This window comes from Faecalibacterium sp. Marseille-Q4137, from assembly GCF_017377535.1.
Lineage (GTDB): Bacteria > Bacillota > Clostridia > Oscillospirales > Ruminococcaceae > Faecalibacterium > Faecalibacterium duncaniae.
On record NZ_JAFREK010000003.1, the window covers coordinates 80,080 to 93,962 of the forward strand.

28 protein-coding genes are annotated in these 13,883 nt (G+C 52.8%); all 28 read left to right on the forward strand.

Annotated elements, in window-relative coordinates; translation table 11 throughout:
- The first annotated feature begins 19 nt into the window (after positions 1–19).
- Positions 20–283 (forward strand): helix-turn-helix domain-containing protein, encoded by a 264-nt coding sequence (locus J3353_RS02170; protein ID WP_120020040.1) that lies wholly within the window; start codon positions 20–22, stop codon positions 281–283.
- Positions 270–578, forward strand: coding sequence for a hypothetical protein (locus tag J3353_RS02175; protein WP_207684073.1), 309 nt, complete (start codon positions 270–272; stop codon positions 576–578). Before J3353_RS02170 ends, J3353_RS02175 begins: the two co-directional genes overlap by 14 nt.
- A 64-nt stretch (positions 579–642) precedes the next feature.
- A complete protein-coding gene (locus tag J3353_RS02180; protein WP_207684015.1) occupies positions 643–957 on the forward strand; it encodes a hypothetical protein in 315 nt (104 codons plus the stop codon).
- Between the two features lie 248 nt (positions 958–1,205).
- Positions 1,206–2,399: a hypothetical protein gene (locus J3353_RS02185; protein ID WP_207684016.1), complete on the forward strand. Its 1,194-nt coding sequence runs from the start codon at positions 1,206–1,208 to the stop codon at positions 2,397–2,399.
- Positions 2,400–2,447: 48 nt separating this feature from the next.
- Entirely contained in the window at positions 2,448–2,624 is a 177-nt protein-coding gene (locus J3353_RS02190) for a hypothetical protein (RefSeq protein ID WP_207684017.1), read from the forward strand.
- Positions 2,625–2,916: 292 nt separating this feature from the next.
- Positions 2,917–3,318: a hypothetical protein gene (locus J3353_RS02195; RefSeq protein WP_207684018.1), complete on the forward strand. Its 402-nt coding sequence runs from the start codon at positions 2,917–2,919 to the stop codon at positions 3,316–3,318.
- 612 nt (positions 3,319–3,930) lie between these two features.
- The gene (locus J3353_RS02200) at positions 3,931–4,110 is read left to right on the forward strand and encodes a hypothetical protein (RefSeq protein ID WP_120020044.1); all 180 of its coding nucleotides are present in this window, start codon (positions 3,931–3,933) and stop codon (positions 4,108–4,110) included.
- Positions 4,111–4,122: 12 nt separating this feature from the next.
- Positions 4,123–4,323: a hypothetical protein gene (locus J3353_RS02205; RefSeq protein ID WP_207684019.1), complete on the forward strand. Its 201-nt coding sequence runs from the start codon at positions 4,123–4,125 to the stop codon at positions 4,321–4,323.
- Positions 4,320–4,856, forward strand: a complete 537-nt coding sequence (locus J3353_RS02210) for a 3D domain-containing protein (RefSeq protein WP_207684020.1) — start codon at positions 4,320–4,322, stop codon at positions 4,854–4,856. The genes J3353_RS02205 and J3353_RS02210 overlap by 4 nt, the downstream gene beginning before the upstream one ends.
- Positions 4,853–5,140, forward strand: coding sequence for a hypothetical protein (locus tag J3353_RS02215; RefSeq protein WP_207684021.1), 288 nt, complete (start codon positions 4,853–4,855; stop codon positions 5,138–5,140). Before J3353_RS02210 ends, J3353_RS02215 begins: the two co-directional genes overlap by 4 nt.
- A gap of 180 nt (positions 5,141–5,320) precedes the next feature.
- Positions 5,321–5,803: a DNA cytosine methyltransferase gene (locus J3353_RS02220; RefSeq protein ID WP_242700818.1), complete on the forward strand. Its 483-nt coding sequence runs from the start codon at positions 5,321–5,323 to the stop codon at positions 5,801–5,803.
- A gap of 11 nt (positions 5,804–5,814) precedes the next feature.
- Complete coding sequence (locus tag J3353_RS02225; protein ID WP_207684022.1) at positions 5,815–6,066, forward strand: hypothetical protein; 252 nt, start codon at positions 5,815–5,817, stop codon at positions 6,064–6,066.
- Positions 6,067–6,078: 12 nt separating this feature from the next.
- Positions 6,079–6,453, forward strand: a complete 375-nt coding sequence (locus tag J3353_RS02230) for a hypothetical protein (protein WP_242700819.1) — start codon at positions 6,079–6,081, stop codon at positions 6,451–6,453.
- Positions 6,434–7,354, forward strand: a complete 921-nt coding sequence (locus J3353_RS02235) for a hypothetical protein (protein ID WP_207684023.1) — start codon at positions 6,434–6,436, stop codon at positions 7,352–7,354. Before J3353_RS02230 ends, J3353_RS02235 begins: the two co-directional genes overlap by 20 nt.
- Before the next feature lies 1 nt (position 7,355).
- On the forward strand, positions 7,356–7,625 hold the full coding sequence (locus tag J3353_RS02240) for a hypothetical protein (protein ID WP_207684024.1): 270 nt from the start codon (positions 7,356–7,358) through the stop codon (positions 7,623–7,625).
- Between the two features lie 94 nt (positions 7,626–7,719).
- Positions 7,720–8,631 (forward strand): SPFH domain-containing protein, encoded by a 912-nt coding sequence (locus J3353_RS02245; protein ID WP_207684025.1) that lies wholly within the window; start codon positions 7,720–7,722, stop codon positions 8,629–8,631.
- Positions 8,632–8,741: 110 nt separating this feature from the next.
- Entirely contained in the window at positions 8,742–8,951 is a 210-nt protein-coding gene (locus J3353_RS02250; RefSeq protein WP_156074301.1) for a hypothetical protein, read from the forward strand.
- Positions 8,948–9,130, forward strand: coding sequence for a hypothetical protein (locus tag J3353_RS02255; protein WP_207684026.1), 183 nt, complete (start codon positions 8,948–8,950; stop codon positions 9,128–9,130). The genes J3353_RS02250 and J3353_RS02255 overlap by 4 nt, the downstream gene beginning before the upstream one ends.
- Positions 9,131–9,132: 2 nt before the next feature.
- Complete coding sequence (locus J3353_RS02260) at positions 9,133–9,783, forward strand: hypothetical protein (RefSeq protein ID WP_207684027.1); 651 nt, start codon at positions 9,133–9,135, stop codon at positions 9,781–9,783.
- Entirely contained in the window at positions 9,770–10,015 is a 246-nt protein-coding gene (locus J3353_RS02265; protein ID WP_207684028.1) for a hypothetical protein, read from the forward strand. Before J3353_RS02260 ends, J3353_RS02265 begins: the two co-directional genes overlap by 14 nt.
- Positions 10,012–10,359 (forward strand): hypothetical protein, encoded by a 348-nt coding sequence (locus J3353_RS02270; protein ID WP_207684029.1) that lies wholly within the window; start codon positions 10,012–10,014, stop codon positions 10,357–10,359. Before J3353_RS02265 ends, J3353_RS02270 begins: the two co-directional genes overlap by 4 nt.
- A gap of 176 nt (positions 10,360–10,535) precedes the next feature.
- The gene (locus tag J3353_RS02275; protein WP_207684030.1) at positions 10,536–10,964 is read left to right on the forward strand and encodes a hypothetical protein; all 429 of its coding nucleotides are present in this window, start codon (positions 10,536–10,538) and stop codon (positions 10,962–10,964) included.
- Positions 10,873–11,358 carry a hypothetical protein gene (locus tag J3353_RS02280; RefSeq protein WP_207684031.1) on the forward strand — a complete coding sequence of 162 codons (486 nt, stop codon included), beginning with the start codon at positions 10,873–10,875 and terminating at the stop codon, positions 11,356–11,358. Before J3353_RS02275 ends, J3353_RS02280 begins: the two co-directional genes overlap by 92 nt.
- The gene (locus J3353_RS02285; RefSeq protein ID WP_207684032.1) at positions 11,351–11,557 is read left to right on the forward strand and encodes a hypothetical protein; all 207 of its coding nucleotides are present in this window, start codon (positions 11,351–11,353) and stop codon (positions 11,555–11,557) included. Before J3353_RS02280 ends, J3353_RS02285 begins: the two co-directional genes overlap by 8 nt.
- A gap of 1 nt (position 11,558) precedes the next feature.
- Positions 11,559–11,948, forward strand: a complete 390-nt coding sequence (locus tag J3353_RS02290) for a hypothetical protein (protein WP_156060131.1) — start codon at positions 11,559–11,561, stop codon at positions 11,946–11,948.
- A gap of 132 nt (positions 11,949–12,080) precedes the next feature.
- A complete protein-coding gene (locus tag J3353_RS02295; protein ID WP_156060132.1) occupies positions 12,081–12,218 on the forward strand; it encodes a hypothetical protein in 138 nt (45 codons plus the stop codon).
- A gap of 320 nt (positions 12,219–12,538) precedes the next feature.
- Positions 12,539–13,369 (forward strand): hypothetical protein, encoded by an 831-nt coding sequence (locus tag J3353_RS02300; RefSeq protein ID WP_120020065.1) that lies wholly within the window; start codon positions 12,539–12,541, stop codon positions 13,367–13,369.
- Positions 13,366–13,878, forward strand: coding sequence for a DUF1064 domain-containing protein (locus tag J3353_RS02305; RefSeq protein WP_207684033.1), 513 nt, complete (start codon positions 13,366–13,368; stop codon positions 13,876–13,878). Before J3353_RS02300 ends, J3353_RS02305 begins: the two co-directional genes overlap by 4 nt.
- The last annotated feature ends 5 nt before the right edge of the window (positions 13,879–13,883 follow it).

The following is a 13,883-nucleotide window of genomic DNA, read 5'->3' on the forward strand; positions in this document are numbered from 1 at the left end:
CAAGGGGGCTGAGAGAGCTTTGGGCGGCAGACATTTGACGATTGAGGATCGTCGGGAGCTGGAAAAATATTACCTCGATAGGATCAGCGTGGAGAGCATCGCGGAAACTTTGAGGGTTCACCGCTCCACTATTTATAACGAGCTTCGCCGCGGGGACACCGGGCGGGTAGACAAGAACGGGAACTGTGAGTACAGCGCAGAGCTGGCACAGAAAAGAATCTGCGATGCCCGCCGCAGCATCCATCATAAGAAGCAGGAGGACACCGCCAATGCCGATGTTTAAGACCTGCACGGCCTGTAAGGAAACATTCATTGCGGAGTCACCGTTCATCAAACTGTGTCCGATCTGCAATGCAAAGAGCCAGACCACCCCGGCGGAACGTGCGCAGCGCAAAACTCGCATTACCCCGGATCGGCTGATGCTGGATGTTCGACAGGCGGATGCAGCGGGTAAATCCTATGGCCGGTGGCGGTACGAAGAAACCGAACGCCGCCGCAAAGAGGAAGAAGAGGAACGTCGCAAGTTTGAGGAACGCCAGAAACGGCGAGAGAAGATGAAAGCGGCAAAGGATGTATAGAGAAATCAAGCTCTTGCACCCGGAGTATCAGATCATCGCAAGGAAAGTGGGAGGTGAAGAGAGCGTGACACTGAAACCTGAACACATTGTAGAAGAACTGAACAGAACGCCGAAGTTGAAGCGTGACCTTATCATGAAAATGGTGGAGGTTATGCTGGATAGCGAAGCGTTTCTGGAAGCGTACCCGCGTTTGTACGATCCTCGGATTGCGGACGTTGACCTTGAATACAGGGAAAAGACCTGCGAAGAAATGGCCCAGATCATTGTACGGCTGTTCCGCAAAAATAAAGTACGCCCGGACGATGCCGAAAAGACATTGAACCGGGCGAGGGAGTGTTATCTGGGACTGGAAACGTGCGTCCACTCTGACAAGTCATGAGGAAGCTCTTTTAGATTTGAAGCAGCGGTGCAGCCGGTAGCGCGGCAATACACATTGTCGGCTTCAATCTGCGGAGTGGGACAGGCTTCCCAGATAACACCGTCGTACTGGAACCCGTACTGACCATCATTCAGCCGGACAATGTACAACGGGCCAATAGGCGAATCGTAGACCCACATATTTACATACCTCCTTTCCGAATTGATTATATCACGGCGGAAAGTACAAGCGCAACAAGGAGAACGAACATGGCGAAAGTGAAACTTGACTACATGAGCCTGAGTATGAGGGCAGAGGGCAACGACGACATGGTGCGGGAGCTGTCCGGCAGGTTCCTTGACATGGCGGACAAGTATGCCGCACCCGGCTTTTACTTCAACGTACCGCCCTCTGTTTTCGAGGACGGTTGCCGTGACTCGGAAGAACTGAACACGGAAGATGTGAAGCCGCTGACCACGCCGAAAGAAGTTGCACCCGGCGCAGACTGGGACGTGGTGGCAATCTATGACGATGCGGGCATTCCGTCCATCATGCACCGCTTCCGCCGCATGAGCAATAAGGAACTGTTCGGCGGCAGCGATAAGCCGCACCCGGCGTTCATCATCGGCGGCGAGGTATACGACGAAATCTATATTTCCGTGTACCCTAATGTGATGATTGACGGCAAGCCGTACAGCCTGCCGTTCCAGAAACCGGCGGACAATCTCACGCTGGACGACTTCTCCAAAGCCTGTTTCAGCAAGGGTGAGGGCTGGCATCCCATGACGGCAGCAGAGTGGGGGTTCCTTGCAAACCTCAGCCTGAAACTGGGAACCCTGCCCCACGGGAATACAGACTACGGCGCATGGCATAGCGACCACAAAGAGCACGGCCAGAAAGCACCGAACAGCAATCGAACGCTCACCGGAACCGGCCCGGAAACATGGACGCACGATCACACAAAAACCGGTGTCCACGATCTGTGCGGCAATATCTGGGAGCTGCTGGCCGGTCTGCGGATCAAAAACGGTGTGCTGATGGTGGCAGAGGGCAACGATGCAGCACTCCCGGAAACCGACCTGACCAAATGTGGCGACGACTGGAAGCTGCTGACGGACGACAAGGGCGCGCCGGTGTACGTTTCTGCATCCGGCAGCGAGATCGTGTTTACCACCGACCACGATGAAGCGGGCGGCTTGGGTAGCTGCGAATGGGGCAAGGTCAAGACGGAATGTAAGAGCGAAATGCTCAAAGAGTACGCGCTGTTCTCTGGGGAGAAAGAAGCCTACTGTTGCATTGATGCAACTGAGGGCGAATACATTCCGATCCGCGGCGGCACGTGGAGCAATGGCGAGGGTGCCGGTGTGTTCTACTTGAACCTCAGCAGTCCGCGCTCTTATTCGTGGGCGAGCAGCGGGGGCCGTTCCGCTTTCTTCAAGAAAAAGCAGAAAGCTGAACGCTGAAAAGCTGATGGGCTGCGCGGCAGCGCAGGCCAAGGCGGAGAAACGAAAATGGTACTTATCATTCTTTGTGTTGTACTTTTGATCCTGTTCTTGCTGGCAATCGGCATAACGCTGTTGATTTGCTTTTTTGCAGGAGAAGCATTTAGCTGGGGGATTGTCGCGTTGGTGTGGCTGTTCCTGCTGATTGCAACCGTTGCCGTTGGCGGCGGGAATGGCTGGGAATAAAGCCAAGCCACGGTCTGGGCGTACCGAAACACGCCTGCCACATGACCGGGCACTTAGGGAGCGCACCGGTCAGCCGGTTTCCGCAAGACCGGCATCTTACCTACCGGGGATGAAAAGAACACGGTAGGGCGACCCGCACGGGCAGGAGCGGAAGCATTGCGCTGTACGACACCGCTCCTTTCTATGGCGCAGCCAGTGCAAGCGGGGAATTTACACCGCCCCGCCGCCCAGTGCTGACTCTGGGATGCGCCGCCACTTCCGAATATTCATCAAACAAAGAAAGGAAAAAATTATGGCACGAGCTGAAATCCATGCAGAAACCAAGGGCGAGGGCGCGATGATCCGGGTACAGGGCAAGCCCATTGAGGTTATCAATCTCGCAATTCAGATCACTGGTAGCGTTATCGCAGATATGCCGAAGCTGATGCAGCCGTACATTATCGGATGCGTTCAGAAATCTATCCCGCTTGCGGTAGAAAATGACGCGGTGGCGGAACGCCGGAACAGCGAGGACGAAGAATGGCAGAAACCGGAACCTGCCGAAACGAAAAAGCCGGAGCCGGAGAAGAACGAAGAAAAGCACACCGCACACACCGCGGGCTTCTTCATGGCAAAGGAAGTCGCAAAGGCAGACCCGGAGTTTAGGCGGTTCCTCCGTGACATTCTGGCCGATCTCGACAAGGAAGAGGGCTAAATAAATATGACGAACAGGAACCGAAGCCCTCCCAGCAAGGAAGCTCGCAAGAGCGAACAGTGCCGACACACGTTCAGAATCACGGCTGCGAAGTGCGCACCGTGCGATGGGTACAACCTGAACTGTGAGCATTACGAGAAAACCAACAAGGGTGCTGCTGATACAAAACATCTTTCGAGGTAAACAAGCCGCCCTGCGCCGCGTCAGCGGGGCGGCTTTTGTATGTGGTGCGGGGCGGTTGGGTGCGCGACCGACCACCGCAAGCGGGGCCGAACCCCGTCCGCACCTGCTTTGCTTGAAATCATGGAAGCCGGACTGCACCGGCAGGCGCAAAGCGTCAAGCCATACCTGCATGACAACGACGGAGGTTGAAAGGTATGCCCGCGGCATGAGCGCAGAAATGCCTTGTCCGATCCACCCAAGCCAAAGGTGGTAGGGCTGATTTGGTAGATCGGCCCGCCCCGCCGCCCTGTCTTTCTTAGAGTTCAGCAGGACGGCGGGCATCTATTATGCGGATGCGCAATGGAGAAGAACAGCTCTCCCATTACCTCCGAGCTGTAAGGCCGGTTCGATCCCGACCATCCGCACAAGAAATATGAACGGAGAAAGCCGATGCAGAGATACAAAGTGGTTGTCGTCTGCTGCACCGCTGACGAAACGGATGTGCATACAATCCGCGTCAACGGCTGGGGCGAGAGCGAAGCCGAGTACAACGCCCGCCGCAAAATCCAAAAGTTCCACCGTCACGAGTATGAAAAGATAACCGTGACGAGGATAGAAAAAATCAAATAGGAGGTCAAGAACGTGCTGTACGTTGATGCAATCAGGGTTCTGGAAAAGGTGGCACGGGCAAGGTTTGATCTTGCGTCGATGCCGAAGAAAGAGGAAATCGAAGAAGCAATTCCGATTGTGGCAAGCATGGTAACGGTTCAGGCTTGCCCGAAGTATGCACTTCACGCCGCGCTGTGGTGGCTGGCGGTCAAATCCAAAGAGGTGGAGCAGTGACAAGAAGAGATAAAGCAATTCTGGCTCTGGTCTGTGCCGCTGAAATCATCAACTGCGCAAAGGCTGGTGCGCTGAAAAGCCGGATCGCTGACCTTGAAACGCAGCGAGACATTTACGCAAGCCGGGCGCAACACTGGATCGACCGAGCGTTAGAGGACGAAGAGGTTATAGATTCTATGCAGATTCGTCTTGATGCTCTGGCCGATGGGAAAGTCGAGCTGGAAGATGCAGGAGTGTTTTTCTGCACGGCTTACTGCACCGAGCAATACCCGCATATCTGCGGAGAGGGCCATGGAATCACCGCAAGCGGCCAGCCGGTACAGGCGGGTGTGACCGTGGCGGCAGACCAGACGATCTTTCCGTATGGAACGGTTCTGTACGTTGAGGATGTGGGCATCCGCATTGTGCAGGACAAGGGTGCGGGAGTGCAGGGAGCGCACCTTGATGTTGCTGTTGATACCCACGAGAACGCTTTGGCATGGAGCGGGTACGGCGAGCATCGAGTATGGATCATCCGAGAGGTGAACAAGTGAACGGCCTTGAAGAAATTCTTGAAGACATTCTCAAACAATATCGGCGTATAGGCTATCAAACGCAAGTTTTGAGGTCAGAAAATACCGGGGAAGTGCTTGTTTCGCTGAGAATGGGGCGAGTTATAGCCAATATGAAAATCTCAATGGGCGATCAAATTGAGCTTCGCAGGCTACGCGATTCACAGAAACAAAAAGAATGGCTAGAAAGCATGATGACGCAACTGGAATGCGAGATTACAGGATATTATGCGAGCAGCGTCGAGATACGCCATGTGCCGATATAGGAGGGTGAGCGATGAAAATTCTCATAGCCTGCGAGGAAAGTCAAGAAGTGTGCAAGGCTTTTCGGCGCAGGGGGCATGAAGCATACTCATGCGATATTCAAGAGCCGTCCGGCGGACACCCGGAGTGGCACATTCTGGGCGATGCCGTAACAGCTCTGCGGGGGGGGGCAAATCGTCACAATGAACGACAAGGGACATTATATTGATGCGTGGGATTTGCTCATTGCACACCCGCCTTGTACATACCTGAGCAACGCAGGGGCAAGACACCTTTGGAAAGGCCATGTGCTTCAAGCAGAGCGTGTCATGAAAGGAATTGAGGGCCGTGATCTTTTTATGCACTTTTGGTGGGCGGACGTTCCGCAGATTTGCATAGAGAACCCAATCCCAAGTCGCGTTTTCTGCCTGCCGCAGTACACACAAACTATACAGCCGTATGAGTATGGACACCCGTACAGTAAAAAGACCTGCCTTTGGCTGAAAAATTTGCCGCCGCTGTTTCCAACAGACATTGTGACACCGGTTGCAACATGGTGTCCGTCTGGTTCTTACAGCAAAAGACATGGACAACAGCACAAAGGGATGTTTACGACTGACCGGGCCAAGAACAGAGCAAAAACATTTACGGGCGTTGCAAATGCAATGTCTGAACAATGGGGATAGGAGGATAGAGAATGAAAGACGAAGATTTTGCAAAAATGATCCTCGGTATGATGGAAGCGCGTGAAAAAGAAAAAGTGCTGGGAGTGAGCATTCTGGTGGCCGCGCATAATGCCTACAAATTTCAGGGCCGTGCGCAACTCTACCGCAATTACCTGCCGCAGCACATCGCGATCCATGTTCGGAGACAATATCTCGAAGAAAAAAGGAAAAGAACGGAAACACCGCTTTTCACGATCACAGAACATAGGCCACCAGAAAAATAAAGGAGAGCAACGATGCAGAGAGCCATTGCGATTGATTTTGACGGGTGCATTTGCCAAAGCAAATACCCGGAAATTGGAGAACCCAACTGGCACGTTATCGAGGAAGCTAAGAAAGAACAGACAGCGGGTGCTGGACTGATCCTGTGGACGTGCAGAGCGGGCAAGGAACTGGACGCGGCTATTGCAGCCTGCAAAGAGTGGGGTCTGAACTTTGATGCCGTGAACCAGAGCTTGCCGGAGTGGATCGAAGCGTGGGGCAGCGATTCCCGCAAAGTTGGAGCAGATGAATACTGGGACGACAAAGCAGTGATCGCAGATATGACCTGCATTTTGCGGAGTGAAACCTGCGTCAAAACGGGGCAGCGCAATGAAAATAGGACTAATTGATGTGGATGGACACAATTTCCCAAATCTCGCCTTAATGAGAATTTCTGCATACCACAAGGCAAAGGGCGATGATGTGGAGTGGTGGTGGAGCGACTTTATCCATTACGACATTGTGTACATGAGCAAGATATTTTCCAACACATACAGCCCGGATATTCCAGAACCTTTGAACGCGGATCGAGTTATAAAGGGCGGGACTGGGTATGCGATACAGACCATTGACGGGAAAGAAGTCTTTGATAAATCAAAAGACATTGACCTGCCGAAAGAAGTAGAAAAAGCGTTCCCGGACTATTCGATTTACCCACAGTTTGATTTTGCGGTGAGCATGACAAGCCGCGGATGCCCGCGAGGGTGTGCCTTTTGCCATGTGGCCGCAAAAGAGGGCCGCTGCTCAGTCAAGGTTGCAAATGTGAGCGACTTCTGGAATGGCCAAAAAGAAATACGGGTTCTTGATCCGAACATTACAGCTTGCAGAGAAAAGCGAGAACTTATGAGCCAGTACAAGGAAACCGGAGCGCAGATTGTGTTCACGCAAGGGCTTGATATTCGGCTGATAAACGATGCGGACATTGCAGACATAAATGAAATGAGGGTTAAGAACATCCATTTTGCGTGGGACAATCCGGCAGATAACCTAGAAGAAAAATTTAGGCAATATACAAGGCTGGCTTGTCACAAGCCGCACGGAAGATTCGGGACGGTATATGTGCTGACAAACTACAACAGCACAATGGAAGAAAACCTGTATCGGATATACGCCCTGCGCAACATGGGATATGACCCGTATGTGATGGTATACGATAAGCCAAATGCCCCAAGAGAGATACGACGGCTTCAACGATGGTGCAATAGCCCGATGATCTTTAGGAGTTGCCCAAAGTTTGAGGACTACAAATAAGGTGAACAAGATGAAAAACGAGGGAACGAAATGTAAAGCCTGCCCGGTCTGCGGCGGACAAATTGTTGTGTCAGATCATTGGACATTCTCTTACGATCAGTTGCTTGGAAAAAGAGGAAAACTCCTGAAGAAAAGAACCAAAAGCTCTTCTGGGCCGGTTGGATGCCAGACGGCATATTGCTTGGATTGCAAGGAATCGTGGAATGCTGATGAATTTGCGATAGATGAAAAGGAGTGCTTTATAGACTTCAAGAAAAGAAAGGACGAGTAACATGAGAGGAAGATGGTGGAAACCGAACCTCCCACGGTCAGACCCCACCGTAGCTTTCGCCCGTACATAAGCACATGAGCGAAAGCGAGGAAATATGATCTTTTTCATCATCGGAGTGCTGGCCGCGCTGGTTGCGCTGGCCGTCCTGCTCCTGTCCAAAGAGGGCAAGGCCGCAGCATTTATTCCCAGCGTGGTCGCCGTTATCCTGATCGGTGTGTCCTGTGTGTCCTACGTTCCCACCGGCTACACCGGCATTGTGACTACGTTCGGCAAAGTCGAAGATGGCACAAAGGACGCTGGTGTGGTGTTCAAATCACCGTGGCAGTCTATCGTCAAGATGGATAACCGTGTTCAGGAAATGAGCATGGATTTATCGGCGTTCAGTTCTGACATTCAGGAAGTCGCCACGAGCGTTGCCGTTGGCTACCGGATCAATCAGGCGAACGCCATGACGATTTACAAGTCGGTCGGCAAGAAGTACGAGGACACTCTGATTACTCCCCGTGTGCAGGAAACGGTCAAGGCCGTGGTCGCCCACTACGATGCAAGCAGCCTGATCTCGAACCGGGATGCCGTTGCATCGCAGATGGACACGAAGCTGCGGGAAGTGCTGGCAGAGTACAACATCGACTTGCAGTATATCAGTGTCACAAACTTCGACTTCACCGATACCTTTACGGATGCTGTTGAAGCCAAAGTAAAAGCCCAGCAGGAAAAGGAAAAGGCGGAAACCGATGCGGAGAAACGCCGCGTCGAAGCTCAGGCAACGGCGGACGCTGATCTGATCGCCGCCAATGCGGAAGCGGAAAAATCCAAGGTTGCAGCGGACGCGGAGCTGTACGTTGCCGAGAAAAAGGCAGAAGCAAACCGCGCACTCAACGACAGTCTGAATAGCAATCTGCTGGAATACTACCGGATCACAAACGTCGATTCTCTCTGGAACGGCGAACTGCCTACATACGTTGGCGGTGATGGCAGTATTCCCATCATCAACGGGATCAACTGATTTTCTCCTACCGGAGCCGCCCGGCGCGGCGGCTCCATTCTGTGAGCATGGGGACAGGCCCCTACCGGTTCAAGCCCGGAAATGCCCGAAAACAACAGGAGGAAAGGACAATGCCGAAATACTTAGTCATGCTGCGGTGCAGCAGAGCAAGAAGCAACGCAAACCGCCATAGGCAGGAAACACCGGCCTATCTGCCGTACCGCATAGAAGCACCGAAAGCACTTGAAGCGGCGGACAAGGCAAAAGAAGAAGCGGCCCTGTACTACCCGCAGTACCAGAAAATCGAAGTGGACAGCGTAACGGAGGTGCGGGACTTGTGAACAGGTACTACATCAGCGTTGCCGGTTGGAATGGTGCTGGCGTGACTGCGCCGTGCATCATCATCGGTCGAGAATTTGAAGCAGAAACGGAACGCACAGCCGGTGAAGCAGCGGAGAAATCCGCAGATGAACAGTTCCCCGAATATGCGCCGTTTGCGGTTATCAGAAAGGTGGTTTGAACATGAAACTTTCGGGATTGACCAAGATGGTCAAACGGCAGCTTGTCTGCAATGTTTTCTACAACGAAACGAGCGACGATTTTTACATTGGAACCGCGTCGGCAATCTACTGCGCAACTGGTTTCCCGCGTCCGTTGAACCGCAGCCAGATGGGTGCGCTGCTGGGGATCGGTGAAGAAACCATGATCGACAAGGTGGCCTATAACGACTGTGACAGCTCATATAAAGATGATCTTAGCGGATTCAATCTGGACGACACGGTTAAGGGCGAAGTAGAAGTAAAGAAAATGGCCGTCGGCATTTACTACATGGGAGAAATCCTTATCCCGGTCACAACGGAAGATAAACACATGGTCGGCCTTATCTGCTGGTCGCAGCTTGCACCGGTTGAGGACGAAATCAAGAACAACGGGTTTATCCGCTACTATCAAAGAAAACGCGCTGACGGAAGAACGTACTATGTGGTAAAAAATGGTATGAGAGTACGCGCTGCTGTCACGTCTTATTCTCTGAACGAATATGCGGAAGCAACGCTGCAAGAGTTGGTCGCTATGCTGGCTGAAAAGCACACTGGCGAACAGGAAGAGAGCGGATACACATTCGATGATCTGCCGGATGAAGCGGAGGACGAAGCAGACGATGAAAAGGCTTGACGCTATGTACAAGTGCCGCTTGTGCGGAAAAGAGTATGTGGAGTGCTCCACCGGCGGAGAGAAAGGAAACCAGCAGTTTGTAACGGGCATAATGTATCGGGCTGTCCGCCAGAAAAAGCCGGAAGAGGTAATGGAACCGACGCTCTACGAATGTCATTCCTGCGGTGGTGGAAATTATGGCGTTGCTGATTTTCTGGGGTTCAAATTCAACGACAAGGAGGACACAGAATGAGCAATAGACCCGGAATCTATGTCAGAGTTATGTGTCCGCCGTATACCGCCGAAGATGCTGAATTTTTGGCCGAGAGAAATAAAGCTCTTGAAGAAGCTGTGAACAGACTAGCGGCTGAAAATTTTGAATTACGGGAGGATAACCGGAATCTCAAAGCAAGTTATGGGTATCTAAGCACAATAAGAATCGAGGAAAAGAAGAAGTTAAAGGAGCAAAGCGAAAAATCAATTCTGAACAGAACTACGGTCGGCGTTACGCAATGGGTAATTTACTGGCTGAACGCTGCTGTAAAGGCGGGAAACTGGCTGATCGGTAGTCTGTTGGACGGCACAGACCGATTCTAAGCAGGGGAAACAATACATTGCTGAAAAAAGTAACGCTTGAATTACTTGTTGATGTAGTAGATGAACGGTTCGACATACCGATTCGTGGAGATTTGGAGCAGGAATTGAACTGCTGTACACATTCCATAGAAATCATTGGATATGCAGAAGAACCGTTCGAGAAAGGGAAGTAGCCAATGGATGCAGTAAGAAAAGATGTTCGCCGTCTGGTAAACAAGGAGCTGGAAGCAGCAAACAAACGCTTCCCCCAGTTCGCCAGCCCGCACGAGGGACAGAATGTTGTTCGGAAAGAGCTGGAAGAAGCGGAACGGGCGATTGTGCCGCTGAAACTCTACATCGAAACCCGGATGTGGAATGCAGTCAAGGCAAACCAGACCGTGCCGAAAGATGATTTCAGGGCGATCCGGGAAGCGGCTATCAATCTGGCCGTTGAAGCTATTCAGGTGGCAGCAATGGCGAAGAAGTTTGAACACGGCCAGCGGAACAACTGGCCCGGCGCAAGGGAGGATAGTCATGGAGAAGAAAAAGAAAACCGTGCCGGAAGTGGAAACAGTGACAATCACCATGAGCCGACCGGTGGCAGAAGCGGTAAAGACAGCCTGTGAGTGGTATCTGAGATTGCACATGGGTCAGTTCTGGGATATGGCGGACGATCTGTGCTTGGCAAAATTTCTCTCAGATGAAGAAAACGGAGCGTTCAAAACGAACGAGCAGCGAGCAAATGCTTTTGATGTTGCCCTGCATCGACGGGATACCATGCGGGAGGAAATGGAAAAGCTGTATAACCGTTGCGTTCTCCCTGCTCCAATTTCGGATGTGATGAAAATTCCGTACAGAGCAGAAATTGTTTGGCTGGTCATTCGCCACGCGCTGTCATGGCACGACAACCCGGACGGCGTTGCAGGGTGCGTAAGCTATTACGCACCGTTGAACCGCAGCGACCAGCCGCAGCCGAAAATAGAGCTGAAACTGAAAGGCAAAGGTAAAGATCATGGGTAGTGTCTTACAGGCAATCGGCATGATGCCGCTGAAAAAGAACATCCAGCACCCGCGGGCGGCAGACTGGAAACTGAAAACTTGCCCGGAGTGTGGCCGGGAGTGCTGGTATCAGACCAACAACGCGAAGCTGGTTTTGCAGGTCAACCCGGACATGAAGTTTGTTTGCACGGAATGTGCGCTGAAAGCTGGGAGGAGTTGAGATGGAACAGTTTACCAACACGGAAGAGCTGCTTCGGAGAATCCGGGAGAACGTGCCTGAAATTTTGGGCGGCGAAAGCAACCCGGATATGGAAGATGAAGTAGAACAGATTATGTGCGTGGTTGAGAACGCACCGAGGATCGCCCCGGAGGGGGTGCGCCCGGTGGCGCACATAGCATGGAGAAAACGGCCCAAGCAGTTTGTCGTATACGATCCCGTTCCGACAAACGAGTGTTTGTACGATGGAAAGCCGGTTTATACACAGCGGGTTTTGAAACTCGAAGAATACACAGTGCCGTTTTGTTCTAACTGCGATCACCGTTTGGACGATTGTGCCGGGAGTTTTTGTCCAGTGTGCGGTTCGATTATAGAAGAAAGGCGCAGAACATGAAAAAAGAATGCTCCACCTGTGCATGGCATGACAGCTATACATGGGTGTGCTTCAACGGAAATTCTGAGTACCGGGCGGACTTCACCGACCCGGAAAGCACCTGCCCTGAATGGGAAGAAAGGAAAGAACGAAATGAGAAAACTTGACCCGGCGGAAATCCGCAAACTGGCCGCAATCGCTCTCTGGTGGCTGTGTGTCGGCATTGTGTTGTCGAACCTGCTGGCGGTGCTGCTGCAAAACCTGACGGAGTGGATCATGTCGCTGGCATGATCTGCCCGCCAAAGCCCCTATCTATATTATATATAGGAAACCCGTCGTTAAATTGCCGCCCTGACGAGGCGGCAAGGGGCTTGTATACCGTAGATAAACTAAGGGACACACAGAGAGAAGAGAGCGGAGAGATGCGCTTACCCCCGGCGGGGAAAGGGAGTGCAGAGGGAAAACGAGGGCAGCGTTCCAGCAGCCTATCGGAATAGAGAACGAAAGGAACGCGGCCCGGTGTTTCCCCTTTGCATCGTTCCCCCTCTCGTGTTTGTGGTCCATGATTGAGAAAATTCCATGACGTTTGCGGAAAGGAGGACGTGGAGAATATGACCGGCGGCTTTCGGGTTCGGGAACAGAAATTTATCTGCGGTATGAATTATGCCACGGCCCCCTCTATGCAGGTGGACTTCTTCGAGGTGACAGAGCAGCAGCACAAGGCCAGCACCCGGAAAAAGAAAGAGCTTGCCACCAGCATTGCCAAGGAATCGTATAATCTGCGCAAGAGTGGTCGGTATCTGGAACTGCTGGCAAACCGGAACTTCCGACCCGGCGACTACTCCGTTACATACACCTACAACGAAGAACACCACCCCGCGCCCGGTGATCTCCAACGTGCTGACCGGGATTTTTCCAACGCCATCAAAGCATTGTACCGTATCTGCGATAAAAACGGAATCGAACACCCGAAGTGGATCGTGGTTTCGGAGTATTGCACGATGGACGGGGACAAGCCGCTGGGCCGTCACCATCATCATGTTATCATGTCCCACCCGGCGGGGTTGACCCGTGAAATGGTTGAAAAGGCATGGGGCAAGCGCGGCAGATCGCGGTGCGAGCCGTTGGAGTTTGACCACAACAGCATTGAATCCCTCGCAAAGTACATCACCAAGAACGTGCGCTGCAAACGTCACTGGCGGCAGAGCCGCGGACTGAAACCGCCGAAGATGCCGCGCCCCAATGACGGAAAAATGAGCCGCACCCGGCTGAAAGACGTTTGCGAGAACCGTCTGGAAGATCGGGACTACTGGGAGCGGATGTACCCCGGCTATACCCTGCACCGGTGCGAGTGCATCATAACTGGCAACGCCACCCGCCACCTGATTGTGCGCCTGTACCGAAAGCCGGAACAGCGGAGGAATAGGAGGAATCAGCCTTGAACCGTTTGACGCTGGACGACCTGCCGCCCAGATACCGGGCGCAGGCAGAAGCACAGATCGCGGCCAGAAGCCGGGGAAAGTGCGCCTTGCCGCAGTCTGCCCCCGCCGCAGTTGCCACCGCTGAAAAAATCGGCATGGATTTTGACAGCCGGGGCGAGTACGAGTATTACATGGGGACGATTCTGCCCAAAGTGCAGACCGGGAAGATCGTGAAAGTGGAGCTGCACCGCACGTTCTTGCTTCTGCCCGCAAAGGAGTATGACGCGGTGAAGCTCCCGGCGGTGCATTATACCCCGGATTTTGTGCTGACCTATGCAGACGGCACGGTGGAAGCCGTCGAAGTGAAATCGAAGTTTGTCCGGCGGCAGCAGCGTGACTACATACACCGCCGCAGGATGTTTATTGACCTTGTGGCCGAGCCGCGGGGCTGGCGGTTTATTGAGCATATCACCGCTGACACGGCAGCAGAGGTCAAAGCGTGGAAGAACCTTGCAAAACAGAAAGGATGAAGAGT

What these genes read in the sequence shown, in the direction of transcription:
- J3353_RS02185 (WP_207684016.1), top strand. Translation starts at nt 1,206, where the DNA reads ATGGCGAAAGTGAAACTTGACTACATGAGCCTGAGTATGAGGGCAGAG.
- J3353_RS02295 (WP_156060132.1), top strand. Translation starts at nt 12,081, where the DNA reads ATGAGAAAACTTGACCCGGCGGAAATCCGCAAACTGGCCGCAATCGCT.
- J3353_RS02270 (WP_207684029.1), top strand. Translation starts at nt 10,012, where the DNA reads ATGAGCAATAGACCCGGAATCTATGTCAGAGTTATGTGTCCGCCGTAT.
- J3353_RS02200 (WP_120020044.1), top strand. Translation starts at nt 3,931, where the DNA reads ATGCAGAGATACAAAGTGGTTGTCGTCTGCTGCACCGCTGACGAAACG.
- J3353_RS02250 (WP_156074301.1), top strand. Translation starts at nt 8,742, where the DNA reads ATGCCGAAATACTTAGTCATGCTGCGGTGCAGCAGAGCAAGAAGCAAC.
- J3353_RS02230 (WP_242700819.1), top strand. Translation starts at nt 6,079, where the DNA reads ATGCAGAGAGCCATTGCGATTGATTTTGACGGGTGCATTTGCCAAAGC.
- J3353_RS02285 (WP_207684032.1), top strand. Translation starts at nt 11,351, where the DNA reads ATGGGTAGTGTCTTACAGGCAATCGGCATGATGCCGCTGAAAAAGAAC.
- J3353_RS02290 (WP_156060131.1), top strand. Translation starts at nt 11,559, where the DNA reads ATGGAACAGTTTACCAACACGGAAGAGCTGCTTCGGAGAATCCGGGAG.
- J3353_RS02225 (WP_207684022.1), top strand. Translation starts at nt 5,815, where the DNA reads ATGAAAGACGAAGATTTTGCAAAAATGATCCTCGGTATGATGGAAGCG.
- J3353_RS02245 (WP_207684025.1), top strand. Translation starts at nt 7,720, where the DNA reads ATGATCTTTTTCATCATCGGAGTGCTGGCCGCGCTGGTTGCGCTGGCC.
- J3353_RS02190 (WP_207684017.1), top strand. Translation starts at nt 2,448, where the DNA reads ATGGTACTTATCATTCTTTGTGTTGTACTTTTGATCCTGTTCTTGCTG.
- J3353_RS02195 (WP_207684018.1), top strand. Translation starts at nt 2,917, where the DNA reads ATGGCACGAGCTGAAATCCATGCAGAAACCAAGGGCGAGGGCGCGATG.
- J3353_RS02300 (WP_120020065.1), top strand. Translation starts at nt 12,539, where the DNA reads ATGACCGGCGGCTTTCGGGTTCGGGAACAGAAATTTATCTGCGGTATG.
- J3353_RS02260 (WP_207684027.1), top strand. Translation starts at nt 9,133, where the DNA reads ATGAAACTTTCGGGATTGACCAAGATGGTCAAACGGCAGCTTGTCTGC.
- J3353_RS02175 (WP_207684073.1), top strand. Translation starts at nt 270, where the DNA reads ATGCCGATGTTTAAGACCTGCACGGCCTGTAAGGAAACATTCATTGCG.
- J3353_RS02235 (WP_207684023.1), top strand. Translation starts at nt 6,434, where the DNA reads ATGAAAATAGGACTAATTGATGTGGATGGACACAATTTCCCAAATCTC.
- J3353_RS02265 (WP_207684028.1), top strand. Translation starts at nt 9,770, where the DNA reads ATGAAAAGGCTTGACGCTATGTACAAGTGCCGCTTGTGCGGAAAAGAG.
- J3353_RS02275 (WP_207684030.1), top strand. Translation starts at nt 10,536, where the DNA reads ATGGATGCAGTAAGAAAAGATGTTCGCCGTCTGGTAAACAAGGAGCTG.
- J3353_RS02280 (WP_207684031.1), top strand. Translation starts at nt 10,873, where the DNA reads ATGGAGAAGAAAAAGAAAACCGTGCCGGAAGTGGAAACAGTGACAATC.
- J3353_RS02220 (WP_242700818.1), top strand. Translation starts at nt 5,321, where the DNA reads ATGAACGACAAGGGACATTATATTGATGCGTGGGATTTGCTCATTGCA.